A 21,279-nucleotide genomic window follows, 5' to 3' on the forward strand; every position below is an offset into this window, starting at 1 on the left:
ACGCCGTCTCCGGCGCCCTTGATTCCGATTGGTACCCCGATGTCCCCCTTGCGCATCCTGTCCCTGGTCGCCTTGCTGTGGCTGGCGTTCACGGCCCCGTCCCGGGCGGACGTCCCGCGTGTGGTGGCCAGCGTGAAGCCGGTGCATTCCCTGGCGGCGGCGCTGATGCAGGGGGTCGGCCAGGGGGGGAATAATCCGAAGTTGTTGGTGGACGGCACGGCCAGCCCCCACAGCTTCAGCCTGAAGCCATCCGATGCGGCGGCCCTGTCCCAGGCCGATATCGTGTTCTGGATGGGCCCGACGCTGGAGCCCTTCCTGGTGAAGCCGCTGGCCAGCCTGGCGCGCGGCGCCCACATCGTCACCCTGATCGAGGCGCCGGGCCTGCGCCCCCTGGCCCTGCGCAACGCCGGCGCCTGGGAGAGCGGCGACACCCACCCGGATGGCCATCCCCACCTGGTGCCCGCCGTGGCGGGGGGCGCCGCCGACAACCAGATCGACGGCCATGCCTGGCTGGATCCCACCAACGCCAAGGCCATGGCCCGCGCCATGGCCGACGCCCTGATCCAGCGCGATCCCGCCCACGCCGTCCGCTATCGCGACAACCTGGCCGCCCTGCTGCGCAGCCTGGACGCCCTGGACGCGGAGATCGGCGCCATCCTGGCCCCGGTCAGTGCCAAACCCTTCGTCGTCTTCCACGACGCCTTCCATTACCTGGAGGCGCGCTACCGCCTGGACGGGGTGGGCGCCATCACCCTGAACCCGGAGGTGCGGCCGGGTGCCGCGCGCCTCAGCCAGCTGCGCGCCCGCATCCAGGCCTCCGGCGCCACCTGCGTCTTCGCCGAGCCACAGTTCGAGACGGCGCTGATCGGCACCCTGGTCGACGGGACCCAGGCCAAACGCGGCGTACTGGACCCCGAGGGCGCCCTGCTGCCCGCCGGGCCGGACCTCTACGCCACCCTGATGCGCGCCAACGCCCATGCCCTGGCGGGATGCTTGGGCGGGTAAGCTGTGTTAAGACCGCCCCACGATGGGATTGGTGAGGGCGACATCATGTGGATCGGGATCGTGGGCTGCGGCGGCCGGATGGGCCGCATGCTGATGCGGGAGGTGCTGGGCACCCCCGGCGCCACCCTGTCCGGCGGCACCATGCGCCCCGGCAACCCGGACCTGGGCAGGGATCTGGGCACCCTGGCGGGGCTGGAGCCCGCCGGCATCATCTCCACCAGCGACGTCGACGCCCTGTTCGCCGCCAGCGATGCCATCATCGACTTCACCACCCCCGCCGGCACGGCCGCGCACGCCGCGCTGGCCGGCCGCCACGGCACGGCCCTGGTGGTGGGCACCACCGGCCTGGCGCCGGACCAGCAGGCCGCCATCGACACCGCGTCCAAGACGGCCGCCCTGGTGCAAGCGCCTAACATGAGCCTGGGCGTGAACCTGCTGCTGGCCTTGGTGGAGGACGTGGCCCGCACCCTGGGGCCCGACGTCTGGGACATCGAGATCGTTGAGATGCACCACCGCCACAAGGTGGACGCCCCCTCCGGCACCGCGCTGGGCCTGGGCCGCGCGGCGGCGGCCGGGCGCGGCGTCGACCTGGCGGCCGTGTCCGACCGGGTGCGCGACGGCCACACCGGCGCGCGTGAGGCTGGGCACATCGGCTTCGCCACCCTGCGCGGCGGCGACGTGGTGGGCGACCACACGGTCATCTTCGCGGCGGAGGGTGAGCGCGTCGAGCTGACCCACAAGGCTGGCAGCCGCGCCATCTTCGCCCGGGGTGCCGTGCGCGCCGCGATCTGGGCCGGCGGCAAGGCCCCCGGCCTCTACAGCATGCGCGACGTCTTGGGCCTGTAATGACCGATGCCGCCGCCGAGCTTCCCACCACCCCGGGCCGCTGGGCGCACCCCGGCCTGCGGGGCGCGTTGTGGGGCCTGCTGGCGGTGGCGGTGTGGGCGGGGTCCTTCGTCATCACCCGCATGGGCGTGAAGGCCGGCCTGAACGCCTTCGACCTGGTGGCCCTGCGCTTCGCCACCGCCGGCGCCCTGATGGTTCCCATCCTGCGCCGCCGGGGCCTGGCCTTCGACCGGCTGGGCCTGGGCGGACTGGCGCTGCTGGTGGCGGGATCGGGGGCGCCCTACGCCCTGATGCTGGCGGCCGGCGCCCGCCATGCCCCGGCCTCGCACGCGGCGGCCCTGACCCCCGGCCCCATGGCGGCCATGACCGCCGTGCTGGGCGCCCTGTTCCTGCGCGAGCGCCTGCCGGTCATCGGCTGGGCCGGCGTGGGCCTGATCCTGGGCGGCAGCGCCCTGATCGGCGGGCCCAGCCTGTTCAGCGGCGGCGGCGACGGCGCGGCCCTGGGCCACGCCCTGTTCCTGGGCGGCGCGTTCATGTGGGCCATCTACGTCATCGTCCTGCGGCGCAGCGGTGTCGGCCCGCTGCATGCCACCGCCATCGTCGCCACCGGGTCGGCGCTGCTGTACCTGCCGCCCTACCTGTTGTTTTTACCCAAGGGCATCGGTCAGGCGGCCCTGCCCGACGTCGCCCTGCAGGCTGTCTATCAGGGCTGCTTCACCACCCTGGTGGGATTGGCCGCCTTCAACCGCGCCGTGGTGCTGCTGGGCGCCACCGGGGCCGCCGCCCTGCCGGCCCTGATTCCCGTCGTCACCCTGGGCCTGGGCGCCCTGATGCTGGGCGAGGCGCCCAGCCTGGCGGAGACGGCCGCGACCCTGCTGATCGGCGGCGGCGTATTGGTCACCACGCTGGCGCGCAATCGTCGTCCCCCACCCTCAAAAACTTAAAGTCTCAAAGACTTAATTGACCGCCCGGGATCGCGGCGCGACAGTCGGAGCGGGAGAAACCACCGCCTCGGATGCCATGCCGTGAAGGAAAAAGAACTGCGCATGGCGCTCGTCTGCTACGGCGGGGTGTCGCTGGCCGTCTACATGCACGGCGTCACCAAGGAACTGCTGAAGCTGGCCCGCGCCTCGCGCGTGTTCCACGGCACCCATGACCCCCGGCTGCGGGCCCAGGGCAGTTACCAGGCCCTGCAGGACGACCTGGCCCGCCGCATCGGCTACAGCAGCGGCGCCAGCCTGGATGGCGGCGCCCAGACGCCGGACACGGAGGAGGTCTACGTCGCCCTGCTGCAGGAGGTGGGTGCCCATATCGACCTGCGCATCGTCATCGACGTCATCGCCGGATCGTCCGCCGGCGGCATCAACGGCGTGCTGCTGGCCCGCGCCCTGGCGCATGACCTGGACCTGGACGCCCTGACCGAACTGTGGCTGGACGGGGCCGACGTCACCAACCTGATGGTGGAGGACGGCCGGGCGACGAAGTGGAGCAAGTGGTTCCTGAAGCCCTTCCTGGCCTATGGCCTGGGGCGGCTGATGCGCCTGGCGCCGGATGACGAGATGCGGTGGAAGCTGTCCATGTTCGTGCGGTCCCGCTGGTTCAAGCCGCCGTTCGACGGCATGCGGCTGATGGAGATGCTGCTGGACGCGGCGTCCGCCATGGGGCGGCCGGTCAGCCCCTATGCCTCGCTGCTGCCGGCGGGGCAATCCCTGTCCCTGTTCGTCACCGTCACCGACTTCCACGGCTTCCTGCAGCGCATCCCCGCCCACGACCCGCCGTCGGTGGAGGAGCGGGAGCATCGCCACGTCCTCAAGTTCCACTACCGCCGCTGGCCTGGCGGCCAGGTGGATACGGATTTCGGCGAGGGCGCCGTCCCCGGCCTGGTGTTCGCCGCCCGCGCCTCCTCCTCCTTCCCCGGCGCCTTCGCGCCGGCGCACCTGAAGGCGCTGGACGGCCTGCTGGCCCGGCGGGGCCAGGCCTGGCCGGAGCGGGAACGCTTCCTGAAGCGCAACTTCCGCCGCTACAACGCCGCCGGCGTGGACCCGGGGCGCATCAGCTTCATCGACGGCAGCGTGCTGAACAACAAGCCCTTCGCCGAGGCCCTGCGCGCCATCTCGGGCCGCCCGGCCTATCGCGAGGTCGACCGCCGGCTGATCTACATCGACCCCGACCCCGCCCACCTGAAGCGGGTGGCCAGGGCGGAGACGCCGGGCTTTTTCCGCACGCTCAAGGGGGCATTGTCCGACATTCCGCGCAATGAGCCGGTGCGCGACGAACTGGTGTCCATCGACCGTAACAACGCCCGGGTGCGGCAGCTGCGCTCCGTCATCGACGCCGCCCGCCCCGGCATCACCCAGCTGGTGCATGAGGTGGTGGGGGGTGAGCCGCCGGCCGAACTAACCTACGCCCAAATCCATGACTGGCGGGAAATCGCCAACGGCCGCGCGGCCCAGGAGGCGGGCTTCGCCTATGAGGCCTACGTCCGCCTCAAGCTGACCTCGGTGCTGGACGCCATGGGCCGGCTGGTGGCGGTGGGGTGCGGCTATCAGCCGGGCACGGCGGCGGCACGCCAGGCGACGGATGCCCTGCACGCCTGGGCGCGGGCCACCGGCATCACCCCCGACCAGGTGTCGACCTGGAGCCTGGAACGGCGGGAGGACGGCATGCCGGGCGGCGACGCGCCGCCCTGGGTGCGCTTCCTGCTGGCCTTCGACGTGGGATTTCGCGGCCGGCGCCTGCGCTTCGTCATCCGCGCCCTGAATGAGCTGTATGCACGGCTGGAGGAGGACGAGTTCGCCGACGTCGCCGCCCGCGACCTGGATGAGATCAAGGCGAACCTGTACGACTGCCTGGAGCGGCTGCGTGTCTACGAGTTGGGCGCCTTTCTCAGCGCCGAGGAGCGCGAGGCCCTGGCGGTGCCCTTCGTCGAGCCCCTGGCCATGGGCCGCCAGCCGGACGTGGCGGCGGTGGACCAGGTGATGTGGGACCTGGCGCGGCGCATCGACCTGAACGCCATCAACCAGCAGGTGGACGAGATCTTCGCCCTGATGGGCCTGAACATGCTGGGCGTGGCGGCGCGACGGGAGCTGTTCGTCGCCTACGTCGGCTTCGCCTTCTGGGACGTGCTGACCTTTTCCATCAGCGGGTGGCGAGAGCTGGACGATCTGGAGGAGGTGCGGGTGGACCGCATTAGTCCGGACGACGCCCGCTTCTGCCAGGCCATGGGCGGCGCCATCCCGCTGAAGGGGCGGGAGATCAACCATTTCGGTGCCTTTTTCAGCCGCGTGCACCGTGAGAGCGACTACCTCATGGGTCGCCTGCACGCCACCGACCGCCTGGTGGACCTGGTGCTGGACGCCGCCGGCCATCCACCGGGCGTGGACGGCCCCGGCCTGAAGCGCCGCCTGTTCGCCGCCATCGCCCGGACGGAGCGGCAACGCCTGGGCGACCGGTCGCCCGCCTTGCGCTGGCTGGAGAGCCTGTTGGCGGAAGGGTGAGGCCGCCCACCGCGAAGGAGCGAAGCGACAAGGCCGCGACCGCGGCCGCCGGAAGTTTCCGGGCAGCGGAGCGGACTGGAAACTGAGGATAAGCCCAAGCCAGCGGATGCTGGCGCCCGGCGCCTGAGGGAAGCTAAACCAAGCCTTGGCGATGTTTCGCCAGGGCTTGGTTGAGTGCGCTGGCCACCTGCACCCGTTCTTCCATGGGCAGGAAGGCGCCCACCACCAGGCGCTTGCCGTGGCTGGTCAGCACCACCTGGCTGTCGTGTTGGGCGGGGTCGTCCATATGGACGCGCAGCCAATAGGGGATGAAGGACCAGCTGCGGCTGGGGCGGCGGGGTTCCACCCGTTCCACCGTCAGGGCCCGGTCGGTCAGCTCCACCCGCTCATACAGCCGGGCGGAGCGGTAGCTGGCGCGGAACGCCAGATAGATCACCAACACGTCCACGCCGCAGAAACCGATGACCGGCCAGGCGCCGCGCAGGAAGAAGACCAGGCCCACGCCGAAGCTGACCGCCGCCACCAGCCCCATGAGGATGCGGAACCCCTTCGGCGACAGGCTGCGGTGGGGCCGCAGGATGACGCTGAGCCAAGTCTGCCTCAGGGTGGTTTCGTCATGGATCATGGACAAAACAGTAGGGCGGCCTCACCACCCGGTAAAGGCCGCCCCGTGCGGGGCACCAGGCCCCGGTCATGCTGTCCGCGCTTGGGTACGCACACCTTAGCTACGGGTTATCGAAATGCCGCCGTCCACCAGCTGGGCGGTGCCGGTGACGAACGACGAGTTGTCCGACGCCAGGTAGAGGACGGCGCGGGCCAGTTCCTCCGGCTGGCCGGCGCGGCGCAAGGCGTGGGCGTTGTTCACCCAGTCACGCTTCTCCGCCGTGTCGTTGGCGGCGTGGTACATCTCGGTCTCCACCGCACCCGGCAGCACGGCGTTGACCCGCACGCCCTGGGGGCCGAACTCGGCGGCCAGCGCCTGGGTCAGGCCGATCAGGCCGGACTTGCTGGCGGCGTAGGCGGCCAAGCCGGGGAAGGCGAAGGTGTGGCCGACGAAGGTAGAGGTGAAGACCACCGAACCGCCACCGTTCTTCACCATCTGGCCGATCTGGTGCTTGGCGCCCAGGAAGGGGCCGGTGAGGTTCACGGCCAGGGTGTTGGCCCAGCCGGCCTCGCTCACGCCGGTGCTGGGGCCTGTCTCACCCAGGGTGCCGGCGTTGTTGAAGGCGATGTTCAGGCGGCCGAAACGTTCCACCGCCAGGGCCACCAGGGCCTGGTTATAGTCCTCGTGCTGGACGTCGCCGGCCAGCGCCACGGCCTGGCCGCCGGCGGCGGTGATCTCGGCCACCAAGCTGTCCAACTCCGCCTGGCGGCGGGCGCCGACCACGACCTTGGCACCTTCCGTCGCGAACAGCTTGGCGGTGGCGCGACCGATGCCTGAGCTGGCGCCGGTGACGAGGGCGACCTTGTTCTGTAAACGAGCCATTTTTCTCTCCGATGCTGGGGTCGGCGCGACGACCGCGCCGCTGATAGACAAAGGTTTATCTTTCAGAAGGGCTTGCATCGATGGGGCAAAAGTGACTTGATAATTCATCTTTCCTGAATAATGACAGGACCACCCCATGGACAGGCTGCGCGCGTTCGAGGTGTTCGCCACGGTGGTGTCGCGGGGCGGCTTCGCCAAGGCGGCGGACGCCCTGAACACCTCACCCGCTAACGTCACCCGCTATGTCAGTGAGCTGGAGACCTACCTGGGCAGCCGACTGCTGAACCGCACCTCGCGCCGGCTGTCGCTGACCGAGGCCGGCGAAGCGCTGTACGAGCGCGCGCAGACCATCCTGGAAGAAGTGGCGGAGGCGGAGGCGCTGGCCTCGGCCACCACGCTGAAGCCCCGGGGGCGGCTGCGGGTGAACGCGCCGTTGAGCTTCGGCATTTTGCATCTGGCGCCGCTATGGCCCCGCTTCATGCGGCAGTATCCCGACGTATTGCTGGACGTCGCCCTCACCGACCGGGTGGTGGACATGGTGGAGGAGGGGTTCGACCTGGGCATCCGCATCTCGCGCGGCGGCTCGCCCACCTACGCCGCGCGCAAGCTGGCCACCTCCCGCAACGTGCTGTGCGCGTCGCCCGACTATCTGGCCCGCCGGGGCGTGCCACGGACGCCGGACTGCCTGGCCAACCATGTGCGCGTCGCCTACAGCTATACCGGCGTGCCGGAGGACTGGGTGCTGCTGGACCCGGAGGGCAAGCCGGTGACCGTGCGCGTCCCCATCCGCCTGGTGACCAACAACGGCGACACCGCCCGCGCGGCCGCCGTGGCGGGGGAGGGCATCATCTGGCAGCCCACCTTCCTGATCGGTGACGACCTGCGCACCGGCCGTCTGGTGCCGGTGCTGCCCGACCACCGCATCCCCGACATCGACATCCTGGCCGTCTATCCCAGCCGCCGCCATGTCAGCGCCAAGGTCCGCGCCCTGATCGACTTCCTGGCCGACGCCTTCCACGGCACCCCGGCGTGGGAGTGCCCCGCTTGATCCGCCCGCCCCACCACCCGTAGATTTGCCGGCCACATGGCCAGGCCGCCACGCCAGTCCCCTTTACCCTAGGCCCCGACCGGGGCCGCCGGAGCGAGCACCGCCCAGTTAGTGTAAAGGGGCGCGCAGCGAGGACAAGCCAAGGGCCGGACGGCCCGCCGGCGTCTGAGGAACACGAAAAACATGAAACGCGCGAACATCGAGGAATTCTTCCGCAGGCTGGCGGAGCGGGACCCCGAACCGAAGACGGAACTGGAATACGTCAACCCCTACACCCTGCTGGTGGCGGTGGTGCTGTCGGCCCAGGCAACGGATGTGGGCGTGAACAAGGCGACCAAGGCCCTGTTCCAGGTCGCCGACAACCCCGCCGCCATGGTGGCGCTGGGGGAGGCGACGGTGCGCGACCATGTGAAGACCATCGGCCTGTACAAGACCAAGGCCGCCAACGTCATCCGCCTGTCGGAAATCCTGCTGGAGAAGCACGGCGGCCAGGTGCCGCGTAAGCGCGAGGAGCTGGAGGAGCTGCCGGGCGTGGGCCGCAAGACGGCCAACGTGGTGCTGAACGTGGCCTTCGGGGAGCCGACCATCGCCGTCGACACCCATATCTTCCGCGTGTCCAACCGCACCGGCCTGGCGCCGGGCAAGACGGTGGAGGTGGTGGAGGAGAAACTGGTGAAGGTGGTGCCCAAGGCCTATCGCCTGCACGCCCACCACTGGCTGATCCTGCACGGCCGCTATATCTGCAAGGCGCGCAAGCCCGACTGCGCCGTGTGCAGCGTGATCGACCTGTGCGCCTACGAGGCCAAGACGGTGCTGACCGCTTAGGTCGTTCCGCATACGAAACGGGCCAGCCCCGCTAAGGACCGGCCCGCAAAACTTTAGCCAAGGCGAAAGTTTACTCTTCCGTGCCCGTGGCCACGACGGCCTCGACTTCTTTCACGGGACGGGCGCGGGACTCGCCCGTCAGCGTCTCGATGGTGCCGACGAGCAGGCCGCCCTGCTCCACCTCCAGCACGCCATAGCGGATGTTGCCCTGGATGCGGCCGGTGGACCGGACGCGCAGGGTGCCCCGCACGGAGATATCGCCCTCGAAACGACCGCCGATATCGGCCTCATCGATCTCGACCGAGCCCTTGAACAGGCCGCTGTCGGTCACTTCGATGGCGCGGCCCTCGCGCAGCTTGGCCTCCACCGTGCCTTCCACCACCAGGATGTCGCAGGCGGCGATTTCACCCGACAGGGAAATCTCACGGCCGACGATCAGTTTGCGCATGTCGTTGGTGGGCAAGGGGGCATTTCCTTCAGTACCGGTGGGGGCGACACGCCGGGGCGGCGTGCCGGGAATTTCCACGACACGGCGCGGAATGTCACTACGAAAACCGCCGGTGGCCGGGGTCGCGGGCGTGGCCGGCGCTGGGGCGCCGCCGGCGCCCAGACCACCGCCGGTCAGGCCGCCCCCGCTATTCCCCAAGCCGAGCGAAGGCTGACCCGGCGTCGGTGTGGGGCCGGGCGTCGGCGTCTTGAACTGCATATCGATCCCCTTGTCTAAGGGCCCCCTGCTGGCCACGGCCAGATCGGATGAGGGCTCCGGTTCGGAAACGGGTTCCACGGCCGGGGGGGCCGGGGGCGTGGGCTCAGCCACCGGAACAGGCGTGCGAAGGTCGGCCGGCTTGGCCGGGTCGCCACCAACGGGGCCCAGGTTCGGTCGGTTACGTCGGAACATCGGCGTTGTCCCCAAATCTTCGTGTCACGCGGCCAGCCTAGCCCCGTTCAGGGGCCCGGCCGGTCGTTGAAGGTCGTTCTTTTTATGAGTTCGCCCGGGGTGCGACCGGCAGCGGACTTCGCGTTCCGCCCGTGGGCAGGAACCCGCCGAACAGGTGGAGCATGAAGGCCGTCGCCAGAACCGGCGCGAACAGATTCACAACAGGCAGCAAGGAAATAAAGGCAATAATGAGGCCTGCGCAAAAAATTCGCCCCCTATAGCGCAGACGGAGTAGGCGCGCCTGGTCCGGGGGCATGCGGCGCACCGCCACCTGGTCGAAATACTGCCGGCCCAGCAAGAAACCGTTGGCCAGCGGATAGGCCACGGCACCCACCGGCGGCAAAAGCCACAGGGGCAGCACGGCGACGTTGACGATGACCAGCAGAACCAGGAAACGCAGCGCGATCGCCGTCTCCTCCACCACGCCGGCCTCGCGCGGCGGCGGCAGGGTGGGGTACCACCGACGCTCTACGGCCCGGGCCACCGGCTCCAGCAGCATGCCGGCGATGGCCGCCACCACAACCAGGAAGAAGTACCAGGCGAGCGCGACGACGCCCAAGGCGCCCGCCACCGTGATCAGGGGATCCAGCCAGGCCTTGCCCGTGGGATGCAGGCGATCCAGCCCCCACGAGACGGCGACCCCCAGCGCAATGAACGACAGCAGCGTCAGGATGAAGGAACGGGCCATCACCCGCAGCAGGGCGGGATCGAAGGCTTGGGCCAGGGTGCGGAACAGGGCGCGGATCATCTCAGCATCCTAGGTAGTATGCACCCGCGCTTGCCGCAAGCGGCCCCATCTCTATACTGCGGCCCAAGTTTTTGCCGATCCGGAGGATTTTAAGTGACGGCTGAATTGGATGTGGTGGGGATCGGCAACGCGATCGTCGACGTGATCACGCAGACGACCGACGCCTTCCTGGGCCAGAACGGCCTGGATAAGAACAGCATGCGCCTGATCGACACGGCCGAGGCCGAGGCGCTGTACGCCAAGATGGGCCAGGGCATGGAGATGTCGGGCGGCTCCGCCGGCAACACCATGGCCGGCATCGCCATGCTGGGCGGCAAGGGCGCCTTCATCGGCAAGGTCGCCAACGACCAGCTGGGCCATGTCTACCGCCATGACATCGAAGCCGTGGGCTCGCGCTTCGTCACCACCGACCTGACCGACGGCACGCCCACGGGCCGCTGCCTGATCCTGGTGACGCCCGACGCCGCGCGCACCATGAACACCTATTTGGGCGCCGCCGTCCGCCTGACCCCGGCCGACATCGACGGGGCGCTGATCGCCTCGGCCCAGGTGACCTACATGGAAGGTTATCTCTGGGATCCGCCGGCCGCCAAGGAGGCCTTCCTGAAGGCGGCAAGCGCCGCCCACGGCGCCGGTCGCAAGGTGTCGCTGTCCCTGTCCGACGCCTTCTGCGTGAACCGCCATCTGGACAGCTTCCGCGACCTGGTGGCCGGCCATGTCGACGTGCTGTTCGCCAACGAGGCGGAGATCACGGCCCTCTACGGCACCGACTTCGACGCCGCGGTGCAGGCCGTGCGCGGCCAGGTGGCCGTGGCCGCCTTGACCCGCAGCGAGAAGGGTGCCGTCATCGTGACGCCCGACGCGGTCGTCACCGTGCCGGCCGCCCCGGTGGCCAAGGTGGTGGACACCACGGGTGCCGGCGACCTGTTCGCCTCCGGCTTCCTCTACGGCTACACCCGGGGCCGCGACATGGCCGCCTGCGGCGCCATGGGCGCCCTCTGCGCCGCCGAGATCATCAGCCACTACGGCGCGCGCTCGCAGGCCGACCTGCGCCAGCTGGTGGCGGACGTCTGACCCGGCGCGGTCAAGGCGGGTGAAGGACCGCCGGGGCCCGCGCGTTTGCGCATGGGACCCCCGGGGGCCGTGGACCCTTTGCCCGCTTTTTTTCGCAGGTGCACTCGCATAGACTGCGCCGCGCCGGGCATCTTTCGCGTGCCCGAACCCATCATCACGGTTCAACCGTCCGTCGTCACGCAAAGGCAATTTCCATGGACATGAGCAAGATCCCGGTCGGCAAGAACGCCCCGTGGGACATCAACGTCGTCATCGAGATCCCGCAGGGCGGTCAGCCGGTGAAGTACGAGGTGGACAAGGATTCGGGCGCCATCTACGTCGACCGCTTCCTGCACACCGCCATGTACTACCCGGCCAACTACGGTTTCGTGCCCCACACCCTGTCGGGCGACGGCGACCCGGCGGACGTGCTGGTGGTCAGCAACACCCCGGTGGTCCCGGGCGTGGTGCTGCGCTCGCGCCCCATCGGCGTGCTGCTGATGGAGGACGAGGCCGGCATGGATGAGAAGATCCTGGCCGTGCCGGTGGACAAGCTGCACAGCTTCTACACCAACGTCAGCAGCTACAAGGACCTGCCGGAGATCCTGGTGGAGCAGATCGCCCACTTCTTCGAGCACTACAAGGACCTGGAAAAGGGCAAGTGGGTGCGCATCGTCCGCTGGGGCGACGCCGACGAGGCCGCCAAGATGATCAGCGACGCCATGGAGCGCTACAACGCCCAAAAGTGAGCCTCCGGGCCACACGCCGGAGGGGTATGATCGGGGGCGGTGCCGCAGGGTGCCGCCCCCTTTTCATTACACCCATCGCGCGCCCTCTCACGCCCCTACCGCCAAGGGGTGCCGCGCCGGCCTTGGTCGGGGGCGCCGATGGGGCTAGGCTGGCGAAAAGCTTGAGACATGTCATGGCCGTGCCGCCGGGCGCTGTTATGGTCGGGTCCCAAGCCGATGATGGCAGAGGACAGAAGGAAGGCCGCATGACCATCCGCAACCTGCACCACCTGTTCAAGCCGTCGTCCATCGCCCTGATCGGCGCCAGCCGCCGGCCGCACACCGTGGGCGCGGTGGTGGCCCGCAACCTGTTCGGCGGCGGTTTCGACGGGCCCATCATGCCGGTGAACCCGCAGGAACGCTCCATCGAAGGGGTGCTGACCTACCCCGACGTGGCCTCCCTGCCCGTGGTGCCGGACCTGGCCGTCATCTGCACCCCGCCCTCCACCGTGCCCGAGCTGATCCGCCAGCTGGGCGAGCGCGGCACCAAGGCCGCCGTGGTCATCACCGCCGGCTTCGCCGAACTGGGGGAGGCGGGCAAGGCGCTGCAGCAGCAGGTGCTGGACGCCGCCAAGCCCCATCTGCTGCGCGTGGTGGGGCCCAACTGCCTGGGCGTCATGGCGCCGGGCAACGGCCTGAACGCCAGCTTCGTCCACGTCCCGCCCCTGAGGGGGGATATCGCCCTGTTGGCGCAGAGCGGCGCCGTCGTCACCTCGGTCGTCGACTGGGCGACGCCCCGCGGCATCGGTTTTTCCCACCTGGTGTCGCTGGGCGGCATGGCCGACATCGATTTCGGCGACCTCTTGGACTTCATGGCCCAGGACGGGCACACGCGCGCCATCCTGCTGTATGTCGAGGCCATCGCCCACGCCCGCAAGTTCATGTCGGCCGCCCGCGCCGCCGCGCGGTCCAAGCCGGTGATCGTCATCAAGGCCGGCCGGTCGGACGAGGCGGCGCGGGCCGCCACCTCGCACACCGGGTCGCTGGCCGGGGCCGACGCCATCTACGACGCCGCCTTCCGCCGCGCCGGCATGCTGCGGGTGGGGGAGCTGAGCGAGCTGTTCGACGCGGTGGAGACGCTGGCCACCGGCGTGCAGATCAAGGGCGACCGCCTGGCCATCCTGACCAACGGCGGCGGCATGGGGGTACTGGCCACCGATAGCCTGATCGAGCAGGGCGGCCGCCTGGCCCAGCTGTCACCCGAGGCCATCGCCAAGCTGGACAGCCTGCTGCCCCCGACCTGGAGCCACGGCAACCCCATCGACGTGCTGGGCGACGCCAACGGCAAGCGCTACGCCGACGCCCTGTCGGTGCTGCTGGAGGAAAAGGACTGCGACGCCGTCCTGGTGATGAACTGTCCCACCGCCGTGGCCGACAGTGGCGAGGCGGCGCGCGCCGTCATCGACACCCTGCGCGGCAAGCGCTTCCCCGTGCTGGCCAACTGGCTGGGGGAGGGCGCGGCGGTGGAGGCGCGGCGCCTGTTCGCCGCCAACCGCATCCCCAGCTACCAGACCCCGGACGAGGCCATCCGCGCCTTCATGCACCTGGTGCGCTACCGCCGGAACCAGGATGAGCTGATGGAGGTGCCGTCCACCGTGCCGGACCAGTTCGTGTACGACGGCGTGGCCGCCCGCGTGCCCATCGAGCAGGCCCTGGCCGAGGGCCGCGCCTGGCTGTCGGAGTACGAGGCCAAGCAGGTGCTGCGCGCCTACGGCATCCCCGTGGTGGAGACGGTGACCGCCGCCAGCCCGGAAGAGGCGGAGGGGGCCGCCCGCAGGTTGGCGGTGCCGGGCCGGAACAGCCGCCTGGCCCTGAAGATCCTGTCGCCCGACATCACCCACAAGTCCGACCTGGGCGGCGTGGCCCTGAACCTGGCGCCCGACGAGGTGCGGCTGGAGGCGGAGGCCATGCTGGCCCGCATCCGCGCGGCGGCACCCGGCACCCGCATCGAGGGCTTCACCGTGCAGCAGATGGCCCACATGCCGGGGGCGGTGGAGCTGATCGTGGGCATGGCCGACGACCCTTTGTTCGGCCCCGTGCTGGTCTTCGGCCAGGGCGGCACGGAGGTGGAGGTGGTGCAGGACAAGGCGCTGGCCCTGCCGCCGCTGAACATGAACCTGGCGCGCGACATGATGGCCCGGACCCGCGTCCACAAGCTGCTGCAGGGCTATCGCCACCGCCCGCCGGCCGACCTGACCGCCATCGCCCTGACGCTGAACAAGGTGTCGCAGCTGGTCATCGACTTCCCCGAAATCCAGGAACTGGACATCAACCCGCTGTATGCCGGGGCGGACGGCGTCATGGCCCTGGACGCCCGCATCCGCGTGGCGCCGCCGCCGGAGCCGGGGGCGGTGCGCCTGGCCATCCGCGCCTATCCGAAGCGGCTGGAGCAGCACGTAAAAATCCATGACGGACGCGAATTCCTGATCCGGCCCATCCGGCCGGAGGATGAGCCGCTGATCCACGACATGATCGCCCGCACCGCCATCGAGGACATCCGCCTGCGCTTCTTCGCGCCCATGCGCCGCCTGTCGCGCGCCATGGCCGCCCGCCTGACCCAGATCGACTATGACCGCGAGATGGCCCTGGTGGCCATCGCCCCCGATCCCGCGCCGCCGCCGGCCGAAGGCTCGGACCTGCGCGCCGGCGACGAGGCCATCTTCGGCACCGTGCGCATCACCGCCGACCCGGACAACGAGAAGGCGGAATACGCCGTGCTGGTGCGCAGCGACATGAAGGGCAAGGGCCTGGGCTATCTGCTGATGACCCGCATCCTGGACTATGCCCGCACCCGCGGCATCCGCGAGGTGTTCGGCGAAGTGCTGCGCGAGAACGTCACCATGCTGCAGATGTGCCGCGACCTGGGCTTCAAGCAGACCGACTACCCGGACGACCCGGGCATCGTCGAGGTGCACTACACCTTCGGCTGAAATGAAAGCCGCTGAAGACAAGGGGTAGATATCAAATTAAGTAAAATTGTCTGTATTCGGGTTGTCCTGCGTGGACGACTCCCATCCGCCACCGCATGACTGCCCGGTTATTTACGCCGTCGGCGCGTATTGACTCATCCTTAAGGAAAGAGTTGAGTCATTCGCATGATTGTCCCGCCCACCACCGCCCAGGCCGTGCCGACCCCGGTACTGACGCCGCAGCAGCAGACGCCGACGCAGAACCCGTCGTTCCTGGCGGCTGTCGCGGGCGCGCAAGGGGCGGCCAAGCCGGTGGCGACCCAGACGGCCAACGCGGCCCAGCCCACCGGCAAGTCGGAGGCCGGCAAGGACAACCGCAGCGGCACCGACACGGGCCAGGCGACCGACACCGGCGCCAACGCCGTCCGCGCCCGCAGCAGCGCCCACCCCTGGCGCGGCCAGATGCTGGACGTGACGGTTTAGTTTTTAGTTTTCCGTGTTCCCTCAGGCGCCGGGCGCGGCCATCCGGCCGCTTGGCTATCCTCGCTTTCCAGTCCGCCTGCGGCTCCCCGGAAAGCTCCGGCGGCCGCAGTCGCGGCCTACGGCCGTTTTATGCCGCTTCACACATCCAGATCGATCATCACCGGCACATGGTCGGAAGGCTTGGGCCCCCAGCCCCGCGCCTCGCGCAGCACGGTGTAGCCCAACAGCCTGGGCACCAGGGTTGGCGTGACCCAGATGTGATCCAGGCGCCGGCCCCGGTCGGACAGCCCCCAGTCGGCGGAGCGGTAGGACCACCAAGTGTAGAGCTTCTCGGAGGTGGGCAGGAAATGGCGCACGGCGTCCACCCATTCCCCCGCCCGCATCATGGCATCCATCTTCTCCACCTCGATGGGGGTATGGGAGATGACGTTCAGCAGGGCGCGGTGGGACCAGACGTCGTTTTCCAGCGGGGCGATGTTCAGGTCGCCCACCAGGATGCGGGGCTTCTGCCTGTCCTCCAGCGCCTCGCCCCAGGCGGTCAGCTCATCCAGGAAGCGCAGCTTGTGCCGGAACTTGTCGTTCAGGTCGGGGTCGGGGATGTCGCCGCCGGCGGGGATGTAGAAGTTGTGCAGTTCGATCCCGCCGGGCAGCTCCGCCTGCACATGCCGGCAATCCTGCCGCTCGCACCACGGCGTGCCGCCCGTGCCGGACAGCGGCAGGCGGGAGAGGATGGCGACGCCGTTATAGCTTTTCATCCCCCGCACATGGGCGTGGACATAGCCCCGGTCCGCCAGCGCCTTCAGCGGGAAGGCGTCGTCGATGACCTTGGTTTCCTGCAGGCAGAGGACATCGGGGCCGTAGTCGTCGACCAGTCGCAAGACCATGTCCAGGCGCAGCCGCACCGAGTTGATGTTCCAGGTGACGATGCGCAAGGCGGCCTCTCAGCGTGACGGGACCCTAGGGTTTACCCGCCGCCGCCCATGGGAACAAGTGCGGAACCGGCCCCGCCATCTCAGCCGCGGCGCAGGGCCGCCCGCGTGCGCACCGCGTCGCCGAAGGCCTTGAACAGGGCGACCGAGGCCGGGTCTTCCCAGAAGCGCCATTCGGGGTGCCACTGCACGGCCAGGGCGAAGGTGGCGCCCTCGACCCGCACGGCCTCGATCAGGCCGTCGGGGGCCGTCGCCTCCGCCACCAGGCCGGGGGCCAGGCGGTCTATGCCCTGCTGGTGCAGGGAGTTGACGGTCATGCGTTCACGGCCGGTGATGCGGGCCATCAGGCCGCCGGGCGTCAGGTCCACGGCGTGGGCGCCGCCATACTGCACCTCCAGCGGCTGGCTCTCGTCATCGCGATGGTCCATCAGGCCGGGCACGTCCTGCACCTTCTGGTGCAGGGTGCCGCCCAGGGCCACGTTCAGTTCCTGCAGGCCGCGGCAGATGGCGAACAGAGGCAGGTCGGCGTCCAGCGCCGCCCGGTACAGGGGCAGGGTGGTGGCGTCGCGGTTCAGGTCGTGCAGGGTGCCGGGTTCCGACAACGAGCCCTGGTAGCGGTCGGGGTGCACGTTGCTGGGGCTGCCGGTGAACAGCAGGCCGTCCAGGCGCCCCACCACCTCCGCCGGGTCGTACCGGTCGCCCAGGGCGGGCAAAAGCACGGCCAGGGCATGCGCGCCGTCCGACACGGCACGCACATACTTGTCGCCCACGACATGGAAAGGGTGGCGCCCCAGGGTGCGGTAGTCGGCGGAGACACCGACGATGGGCAATCCAGTACGGGGAAGGCTGGTCATCGCTGAACCCTCCTTTGCTTCAGGGCCGCCGGGCGCGGCCTTATGCGAATGGCATTTGATTGTGACCGATCAAATGCCCCCTCACGCGGCGGGCGGACGCATCCGCGTCCTTGCCTGATCCTCGATTTCCAGTCCGCCTTCGGCTTCCCGGAAATCTCCGGCGCCCGCGGTCGCGGGCCACAGCGGCACGACCCAACATCTCCTGCCGCTGATGTTAGTCACGCTCCTTGCGGCGGCTGGGATCGCGGAAATAGAACTGGCTGTCGTCCAGGCTGACGCCCGTCCGCGGATCCAGCAGCGCCACCTCGGTCGTGGTCCCCTGGGCATCCAGCACCCGCCACTTCCTGAGGCCGAAGGGCTGTTCCTGGAACATCAGGGTCAGGCGGCCCAGGCCCGGGTCCTTGGTCTGGACCAGCGTCACCTCCAGCACCCCGGCACTGTCGTCCATCGATGTGACGGTGACGTCGCCGGACAGGTGCAGATCGGGCCGCAGGATGAAGTCGGCCATGGTGCTGCCGATGGGGGCGTTGGACTGCTCCTTCGCCTCGGCGTCCCAGAAATAGACGAAGTGGCCGTCGGCCACGATGAAGTTCTTGTTGGGCGGGTCGTAGTCGATGCGCATCTTGCCCGGCCGCTTCAGCTGGAAGGTGCCGCGCACCAGGTTGCCGTCGGGGTTCACCTGCTGGAACTGCGACTTCAGCGTCTGGATGCCGTTCAGGTAGGTCTCCACCTGCGTCAGCTTGGCCTTGTCCTCATCGGTGAACTGGGTGGGCGGCTTGGCGGCGGCCGTCCCGGGCAATGCCACGGGGGTGATGGAGGCGAGCGCGATGAGGGCGGCGAGGGCGGTGCGGCGGATCATGGTGCCTTCAGGATAGACCGCGCTTTAAGGCGGAATTTTGGTGGCGATAACAAGGTGTTGGAAAATCGGCCGGAAGAGGGGCAGGGGAGGGGGAGGGGATGTACGTTGCGCGTACACCCCCTCCTATGCCTTCAGTTCACGCGCTCATGATCATCGATGTTACGCGCCAGCACCTCGCGCTTGCCGACATGGTTGGCGCGGCTGACCACGCCCTCCTGTTCCATGCGCTCGATCAGGCGGGCGGCGCTGTTGTAGCCGATGCGCAGGTGGCGCTGGATGAAGCTGGTGCTGGCCTTGCCCTCGCGGCAGACCACGGCCACCGCCTGGTCGTAAAGGTCGTCGCCCGAGCTGCTGTTGCCGCCGGCGCCGCCACCGCCCGACCCGCCATCGTCGTCGAAGGGGCTGGCGTCGTCTTCCTCCGTCACCGCGTCGACGTAATTGGGCTCGCCCTGGGCCTTCAGGAACTTCACCACGTCCTCCACCTCCTGGTCGCGGACGAAGGGGCCATGGACGCGGGTGATGCGGCCGCCGCCGGCCATGTAGAGCATATCGCCCTGGCCCAGCAGCTGCTCGGCACCCTGTTCGCCCAGGATGGTGCGGCTGTCGATCTTGGAGGTGACCTGGAAGCTGATGCGGGTGGGGAAGTTGGCCTTGATGGTGCCGGTGATCACGTCCACCGAGGGGCGCTGCGTCGCCATGATGATATGGATGCCGGCGGCGCGGGCCATCTGGGCCAGGCGCTGGATGGCGGCCTCGATGTCCTTGCCGGCCACCAGCATCAGGTCGGCCATCTCGTCCACGATGACGACGATGTAGGGCAATTCCGTCAGGTCGATGGGCTGGTCCTCGAACACCGGCTTGCCGGTATCAGGATCGAAGCCCGTCTGGATGCGGCGGGTCAGCGTCTCGCCGTTCTGGCGCGCCTCGCGCAGGCGCATGTTGTAGCCGTCGATGTTGCGCACGCCCAGCTTGGACATGGCGCGGTAGCGGTCCTCCATCTCCCGCACCGTCCACTTCAGGGCCACCACCGCCTTTTTCGGATCGGTCACCACCGGCGCCAGCAGGTGGGGGATGCCCTCGTAGATGGACAGTTCCAGCATCTTGGGATCGACCATGATGAAGCGGCATTTCTCCGGCGGCAGCCGGTAGAGCAGCGACAGGATCATGGTGTTGATGGCCACCGACTTGCCCGAGCCGGTGGTGCCGGCCACCAGCAGGTGGGGCATGCGGGCGAGATCGGCGATCACCGGCTGGCCGCCGATATCCTTGCCCAGCACCAGGGCCAGCTTGTGCTGGCTGCGGTCGTAGGTCTCCGCCTCCAGCAGTTCGCGCAGGTAGACGGTCTCACGCTTGGCGTTGGGCAGTTCCACGCCGATGACGTTGCGGCCCGGCACCACCGCCACGCGGACGGACACGGCGCTCATGGAGCGGGCGATGTCGTCGGCCAGGCCGATGACACGGGACGACTTGGTGCCCGGCGCCGGTTCCAGCTCGTAAAGCGTGACGACGGGACCGGGGTGGACCTTGCCGATCTCACCCTTCACGCCGAAATCGTCCAGCACGCCCTCCAGCAGCTGGGCGTTCTGGCGCAGACCTTCCTCGTTCACGCCCGGGCTGCGCACCGACAGGTCGGGCAACTGCAGCAGGTCCACCGGCGGCAGTTCGTACTCGCTGGGACCGTCGGGTTCCAGGTCCAGACTGGACTGCACCGGCGCCGGCGCCTTGCGCGCGATCTCCACCGGCTTGGCCTTGGGCGGCACCACCGTCGCCAGCGGGCGGCGGGGGGCGGCCTCGCCCTCCACGTCCAGCTCGCCGTCGCGCGGCGGCTCGCGGTCCAGGCCGGGGCGGTCCAGCGGGGGGATAGACAGGCTGGGCTCACGCCGCGTGCCCGCCTCACCGAAGCCGGGCTCACGCCGCGGCGCCGGGGCGGCGCGCTTGGGCGCCGACAGGCCCTTCAGCTTGTCGGCCAAGCCGCCCTTGAGGCCGCCGGCGAGACCGCCCAGGCCGCCGATGCCGCCCTCCAGGGCCGAACCGGCGGCGGCGCGCAGCCGGCCGGCCCAGCCGCCGGCGGGCGCGGCCCCTTCCTCCGCATAGTATTCATACGCCTCGTCCTCCGGCTCATAGGCCGGTTCGGGCGGACGGCGCACGGAGGCGGGCTTGGGCTTCACGGCGGGGCGCCACTGGCCCACGCGCCGCAGGAAGCCGTAGGTGGCGCCCACGGCGGCGAAGGCTTGGTAGAAGGGCACGCCCAGGGCCAAGACGATCAGCGCCACGGTAGCGACCGCCATGACCAGGCCCAGCACCACCGGGCTGCTCCATCCGATATGGCTGGCGATGAAGCGGTCGGCCAGGGTGACGATGACGCGTCCGGCGTTGCCGCCGGCACCACCGCCGAAGGGGGCCGAGATGCCGCCGAGAGACACGCCGGCCAGGGTGATGGCGAACAGGCCGGCGGCGACGCGCCCAGCCCAGAAGCTGGGCGGGTCATGGCGCAGGATACGCACCCCCCAGCCGGCGATGATGACGGCCAACAGGTAGGCCGCCAGGCCGAAGGACTGCACCAGCACGTCGGCGGTGTAGGAGCCGAAGACCCCCGCCACGTTGTGCACGGCGCTGTGCGGGCCGGCCGTGTTCCACGACGGGTCGTTGGGGTCGTAGCTGAACAGGATGGCGGCCAGCGCCAGGGCCAACAGCGCGACGCACAGGCCGCCCACCTCCGTCGCGCGGCGCATCAGGAACTGCGAGGCGCCCTCGGGCAGCAGGCTGCCCCGGCGGCGTTTGCCCGGGCCGGTGGGGCCGGATCCGGAAGAGCCGGGCCCCGAGGACAGGGGATCGCGGTTGCCCCGGGAACCGGGGGTGGTGGCAAGGCGGGTCGTCATGGGCCGTCGCTCGTTCCTGAAAACTTACGGGCGTGGATCAAATGTCGGAACCGGTGCCTTGGCCGGTTAGGGGGCCGGTGTAGGCGGTGGGCCGGTTCCAGGGAGTAAACGCGGTATCAGGCAACTTTATGTC

The 21,279-nt window shown here is 69.5% G+C and carries 18 protein-coding genes; 10 read left to right on the forward strand and 8 right to left on the reverse strand.

What is annotated here, in order from left to right; translation table 11 throughout:
* The first annotated feature begins 39 nt into the window (after positions 1–39).
* The 4 genes from UAA55_RS29620 (at position 40) to UAA55_RS29635 (ending at position 5,348) form a co-directional block, all read left to right on the forward strand.
* Positions 40–1,005, forward strand: a complete 966-nt coding sequence (locus UAA55_RS29620; RefSeq protein WP_322957353.1) for a zinc ABC transporter substrate-binding protein — start codon at positions 40–42, stop codon at positions 1,003–1,005.
* 45 nt (positions 1,006–1,050) lie between these two features.
* On the forward strand, positions 1,051–1,851 hold the full coding sequence (dapB, locus tag UAA55_RS29625) for a 4-hydroxy-tetrahydrodipicolinate reductase (RefSeq protein WP_322957354.1): 801 nt from the start codon (positions 1,051–1,053) through the stop codon (positions 1,849–1,851).
* A complete protein-coding gene (locus UAA55_RS29630) occupies positions 1,851–2,795 on the forward strand; it encodes a DMT family transporter (RefSeq protein WP_322957355.1) in 945 nt (314 codons plus the stop codon). The genes dapB and UAA55_RS29630 overlap by 1 nt, the downstream gene beginning before the upstream one ends.
* A gap of 81 nt (positions 2,796–2,876) precedes the next feature.
* Positions 2,877–5,348 (forward strand): patatin-like protein, encoded by a 2,472-nt coding sequence (locus UAA55_RS29635; protein ID WP_322957356.1) that lies wholly within the window; start codon positions 2,877–2,879, stop codon positions 5,346–5,348.
* 133 nt (positions 5,349–5,481) lie between these two features.
* Here the strand turns inward: UAA55_RS29635 and UAA55_RS29640 are convergent, their stop codons facing one another.
* Together UAA55_RS29640 and UAA55_RS29645 are read right to left on the reverse strand one after the other, a co-directional pair.
* Positions 5,482–5,973 carry a DUF2244 domain-containing protein gene (locus UAA55_RS29640; protein ID WP_322957357.1) on the reverse strand — a complete coding sequence of 164 codons (492 nt, stop codon included), beginning with the start codon at positions 5,971–5,973 and terminating at the stop codon, positions 5,482–5,484.
* A 96-nt stretch (positions 5,974–6,069) separates the two neighbouring features.
* Positions 6,070–6,834, reverse strand: coding sequence for an SDR family oxidoreductase (locus tag UAA55_RS29645; protein ID WP_322957359.1), 765 nt, complete (start codon positions 6,832–6,834; stop codon positions 6,070–6,072).
* 136 nt (positions 6,835–6,970) lie between these two features.
* Here UAA55_RS29645 and UAA55_RS29650 point away from each other — a divergent pair, with 136 nt between their 5' ends.
* The gene (locus UAA55_RS29650) at positions 6,971–7,882 is read left to right on the forward strand and encodes a LysR family transcriptional regulator (protein ID WP_322957361.1); all 912 of its coding nucleotides are present in this window, start codon (positions 6,971–6,973) and stop codon (positions 7,880–7,882) included.
* 183 nt (positions 7,883–8,065) lie between these two features.
* Positions 8,066–8,707, forward strand: a complete 642-nt coding sequence (gene nth, locus UAA55_RS29655) for an endonuclease III (protein WP_322957363.1) — start codon at positions 8,066–8,068, stop codon at positions 8,705–8,707.
* A 70-nt stretch (positions 8,708–8,777) separates the two neighbouring features.
* Here nth and UAA55_RS29660 read toward each other — a convergent pair whose 3' ends face one another.
* Both UAA55_RS29660 and UAA55_RS29665 read right to left on the reverse strand, forming a co-directional pair.
* Entirely contained in the window at positions 8,778–9,170 is a 393-nt protein-coding gene (locus tag UAA55_RS29660; RefSeq protein ID WP_322957365.1) for a bactofilin family protein, read from the reverse strand.
* A 517-nt stretch (positions 9,171–9,687) separates the two neighbouring features.
* Entirely contained in the window at positions 9,688–10,392 is a 705-nt protein-coding gene (locus UAA55_RS29665; protein WP_322957368.1) for an EI24 domain-containing protein, read from the reverse strand.
* A gap of 93 nt (positions 10,393–10,485) precedes the next feature.
* On the opposite strand from UAA55_RS29665, the gene UAA55_RS29670 reads away from it, so the two are divergent.
* The 4 genes from UAA55_RS29670 (at position 10,486) to UAA55_RS29685 (ending at position 15,625) form a co-directional block, all read left to right on the forward strand.
* Positions 10,486–11,466 carry an adenosine kinase gene (locus UAA55_RS29670; protein ID WP_322957369.1) on the forward strand — a complete coding sequence of 327 codons (981 nt, stop codon included), beginning with the start codon at positions 10,486–10,488 and terminating at the stop codon, positions 11,464–11,466.
* Between the two features lie 194 nt (positions 11,467–11,660).
* Positions 11,661–12,194: an inorganic diphosphatase gene (gene ppa / locus UAA55_RS29675; protein WP_004271346.1), complete on the forward strand. Its 534-nt coding sequence runs from the start codon at positions 11,661–11,663 to the stop codon at positions 12,192–12,194.
* 245 nt (positions 12,195–12,439) lie between these two features.
* Entirely contained in the window at positions 12,440–15,163 is a 2,724-nt protein-coding gene (locus UAA55_RS29680; protein WP_322957371.1) for a bifunctional acetate--CoA ligase family protein/GNAT family N-acetyltransferase, read from the forward strand.
* Between the two features lie 165 nt (positions 15,164–15,328).
* Positions 15,329–15,625 carry a hypothetical protein gene (locus UAA55_RS29685; RefSeq protein WP_322957374.1) on the forward strand — a complete coding sequence of 99 codons (297 nt, stop codon included), beginning with the start codon at positions 15,329–15,331 and terminating at the stop codon, positions 15,623–15,625.
* Positions 15,626–15,762: 137 nt separating this feature from the next.
* On the opposite strand, the gene xth is transcribed toward UAA55_RS29685, so the two are convergent.
* From xth to UAA55_RS29705, 4 genes are all read right to left on the reverse strand, one after another.
* On the reverse strand, positions 15,763–16,557 hold the full coding sequence (gene xth / locus UAA55_RS29690) for an exodeoxyribonuclease III (RefSeq protein ID WP_322957375.1): 795 nt from the start codon (positions 16,555–16,557) through the stop codon (positions 15,763–15,765).
* A gap of 80 nt (positions 16,558–16,637) precedes the next feature.
* Positions 16,638–17,408 (reverse strand): gamma-glutamyl-gamma-aminobutyrate hydrolase family protein, encoded by a 771-nt coding sequence (locus UAA55_RS29695; protein WP_322957376.1) that lies wholly within the window; start codon positions 17,406–17,408, stop codon positions 16,638–16,640.
* Between the two features lie 214 nt (positions 17,409–17,622).
* Positions 17,623–18,267, reverse strand: a complete 645-nt coding sequence (locus UAA55_RS29700; protein WP_322957377.1) for a LolA family protein — start codon at positions 18,265–18,267, stop codon at positions 17,623–17,625.
* A gap of 131 nt (positions 18,268–18,398) precedes the next feature.
* Positions 18,399–21,146 (reverse strand): DNA translocase FtsK, encoded by a 2,748-nt coding sequence (locus tag UAA55_RS29705; protein WP_322957378.1) that lies wholly within the window; start codon positions 21,144–21,146, stop codon positions 18,399–18,401.
* Between the last annotated feature and the right edge of the window lie 133 nt (positions 21,147–21,279).

It is taken from the genome of Nitrospirillum guanabarense, from assembly GCF_034653355.1.
Lineage (GTDB): Bacteria > Pseudomonadota > Alphaproteobacteria > Azospirillales > Azospirillaceae > Nitrospirillum.

Coding starts and splice junctions, on each gene's coding strand:
- UAA55_RS29680 (WP_322957371.1), top strand. CDS start 12,440: ATGACCATCCGCAACCTGCACCACCTGTTCAAGCCGTCGTCCATCGCC.
- UAA55_RS29650 (WP_322957361.1), top strand. CDS start 6,971: ATGGACAGGCTGCGCGCGTTCGAGGTGTTCGCCACGGTGGTGTCGCGG.
- UAA55_RS29705 (WP_322957378.1), bottom strand. CDS start 21,146: ATGACGACCCGCCTTGCCACCACCCCCGGTTCCCGGGGCAACCGCGAT.
- dapB (WP_322957354.1), top strand. CDS start 1,051: ATGTGGATCGGGATCGTGGGCTGCGGCGGCCGGATGGGCCGCATGCTG.
- UAA55_RS29645 (WP_322957359.1), bottom strand. CDS start 6,834: ATGGCTCGTTTACAGAACAAGGTCGCCCTCGTCACCGGCGCCAGCTCA.
- UAA55_RS29700 (WP_322957377.1), bottom strand. CDS start 18,267: ATGATCCGCCGCACCGCCCTCGCCGCCCTCATCGCGCTCGCCTCCATC.
- UAA55_RS29620 (WP_322957353.1), top strand. CDS start 40: ATGTCCCCCTTGCGCATCCTGTCCCTGGTCGCCTTGCTGTGGCTGGCG.
- UAA55_RS29640 (WP_322957357.1), bottom strand. CDS start 5,973: ATGATCCATGACGAAACCACCCTGAGGCAGACTTGGCTCAGCGTCATC.
- UAA55_RS29665 (WP_322957368.1), bottom strand. CDS start 10,392: ATGATCCGCGCCCTGTTCCGCACCCTGGCCCAAGCCTTCGATCCCGCC.
- UAA55_RS29685 (WP_322957374.1), top strand. CDS start 15,329: ATGATTGTCCCGCCCACCACCGCCCAGGCCGTGCCGACCCCGGTACTG.
- UAA55_RS29695 (WP_322957376.1), bottom strand. CDS start 17,408: ATGACCAGCCTTCCCCGTACTGGATTGCCCATCGTCGGTGTCTCCGCC.
- ppa (WP_004271346.1), top strand. CDS start 11,661: ATGGACATGAGCAAGATCCCGGTCGGCAAGAACGCCCCGTGGGACATC.
- nth (WP_322957363.1), top strand. CDS start 8,066: ATGAAACGCGCGAACATCGAGGAATTCTTCCGCAGGCTGGCGGAGCGG.
- UAA55_RS29630 (WP_322957355.1), top strand. CDS start 1,851: ATGACCGATGCCGCCGCCGAGCTTCCCACCACCCCGGGCCGCTGGGCG.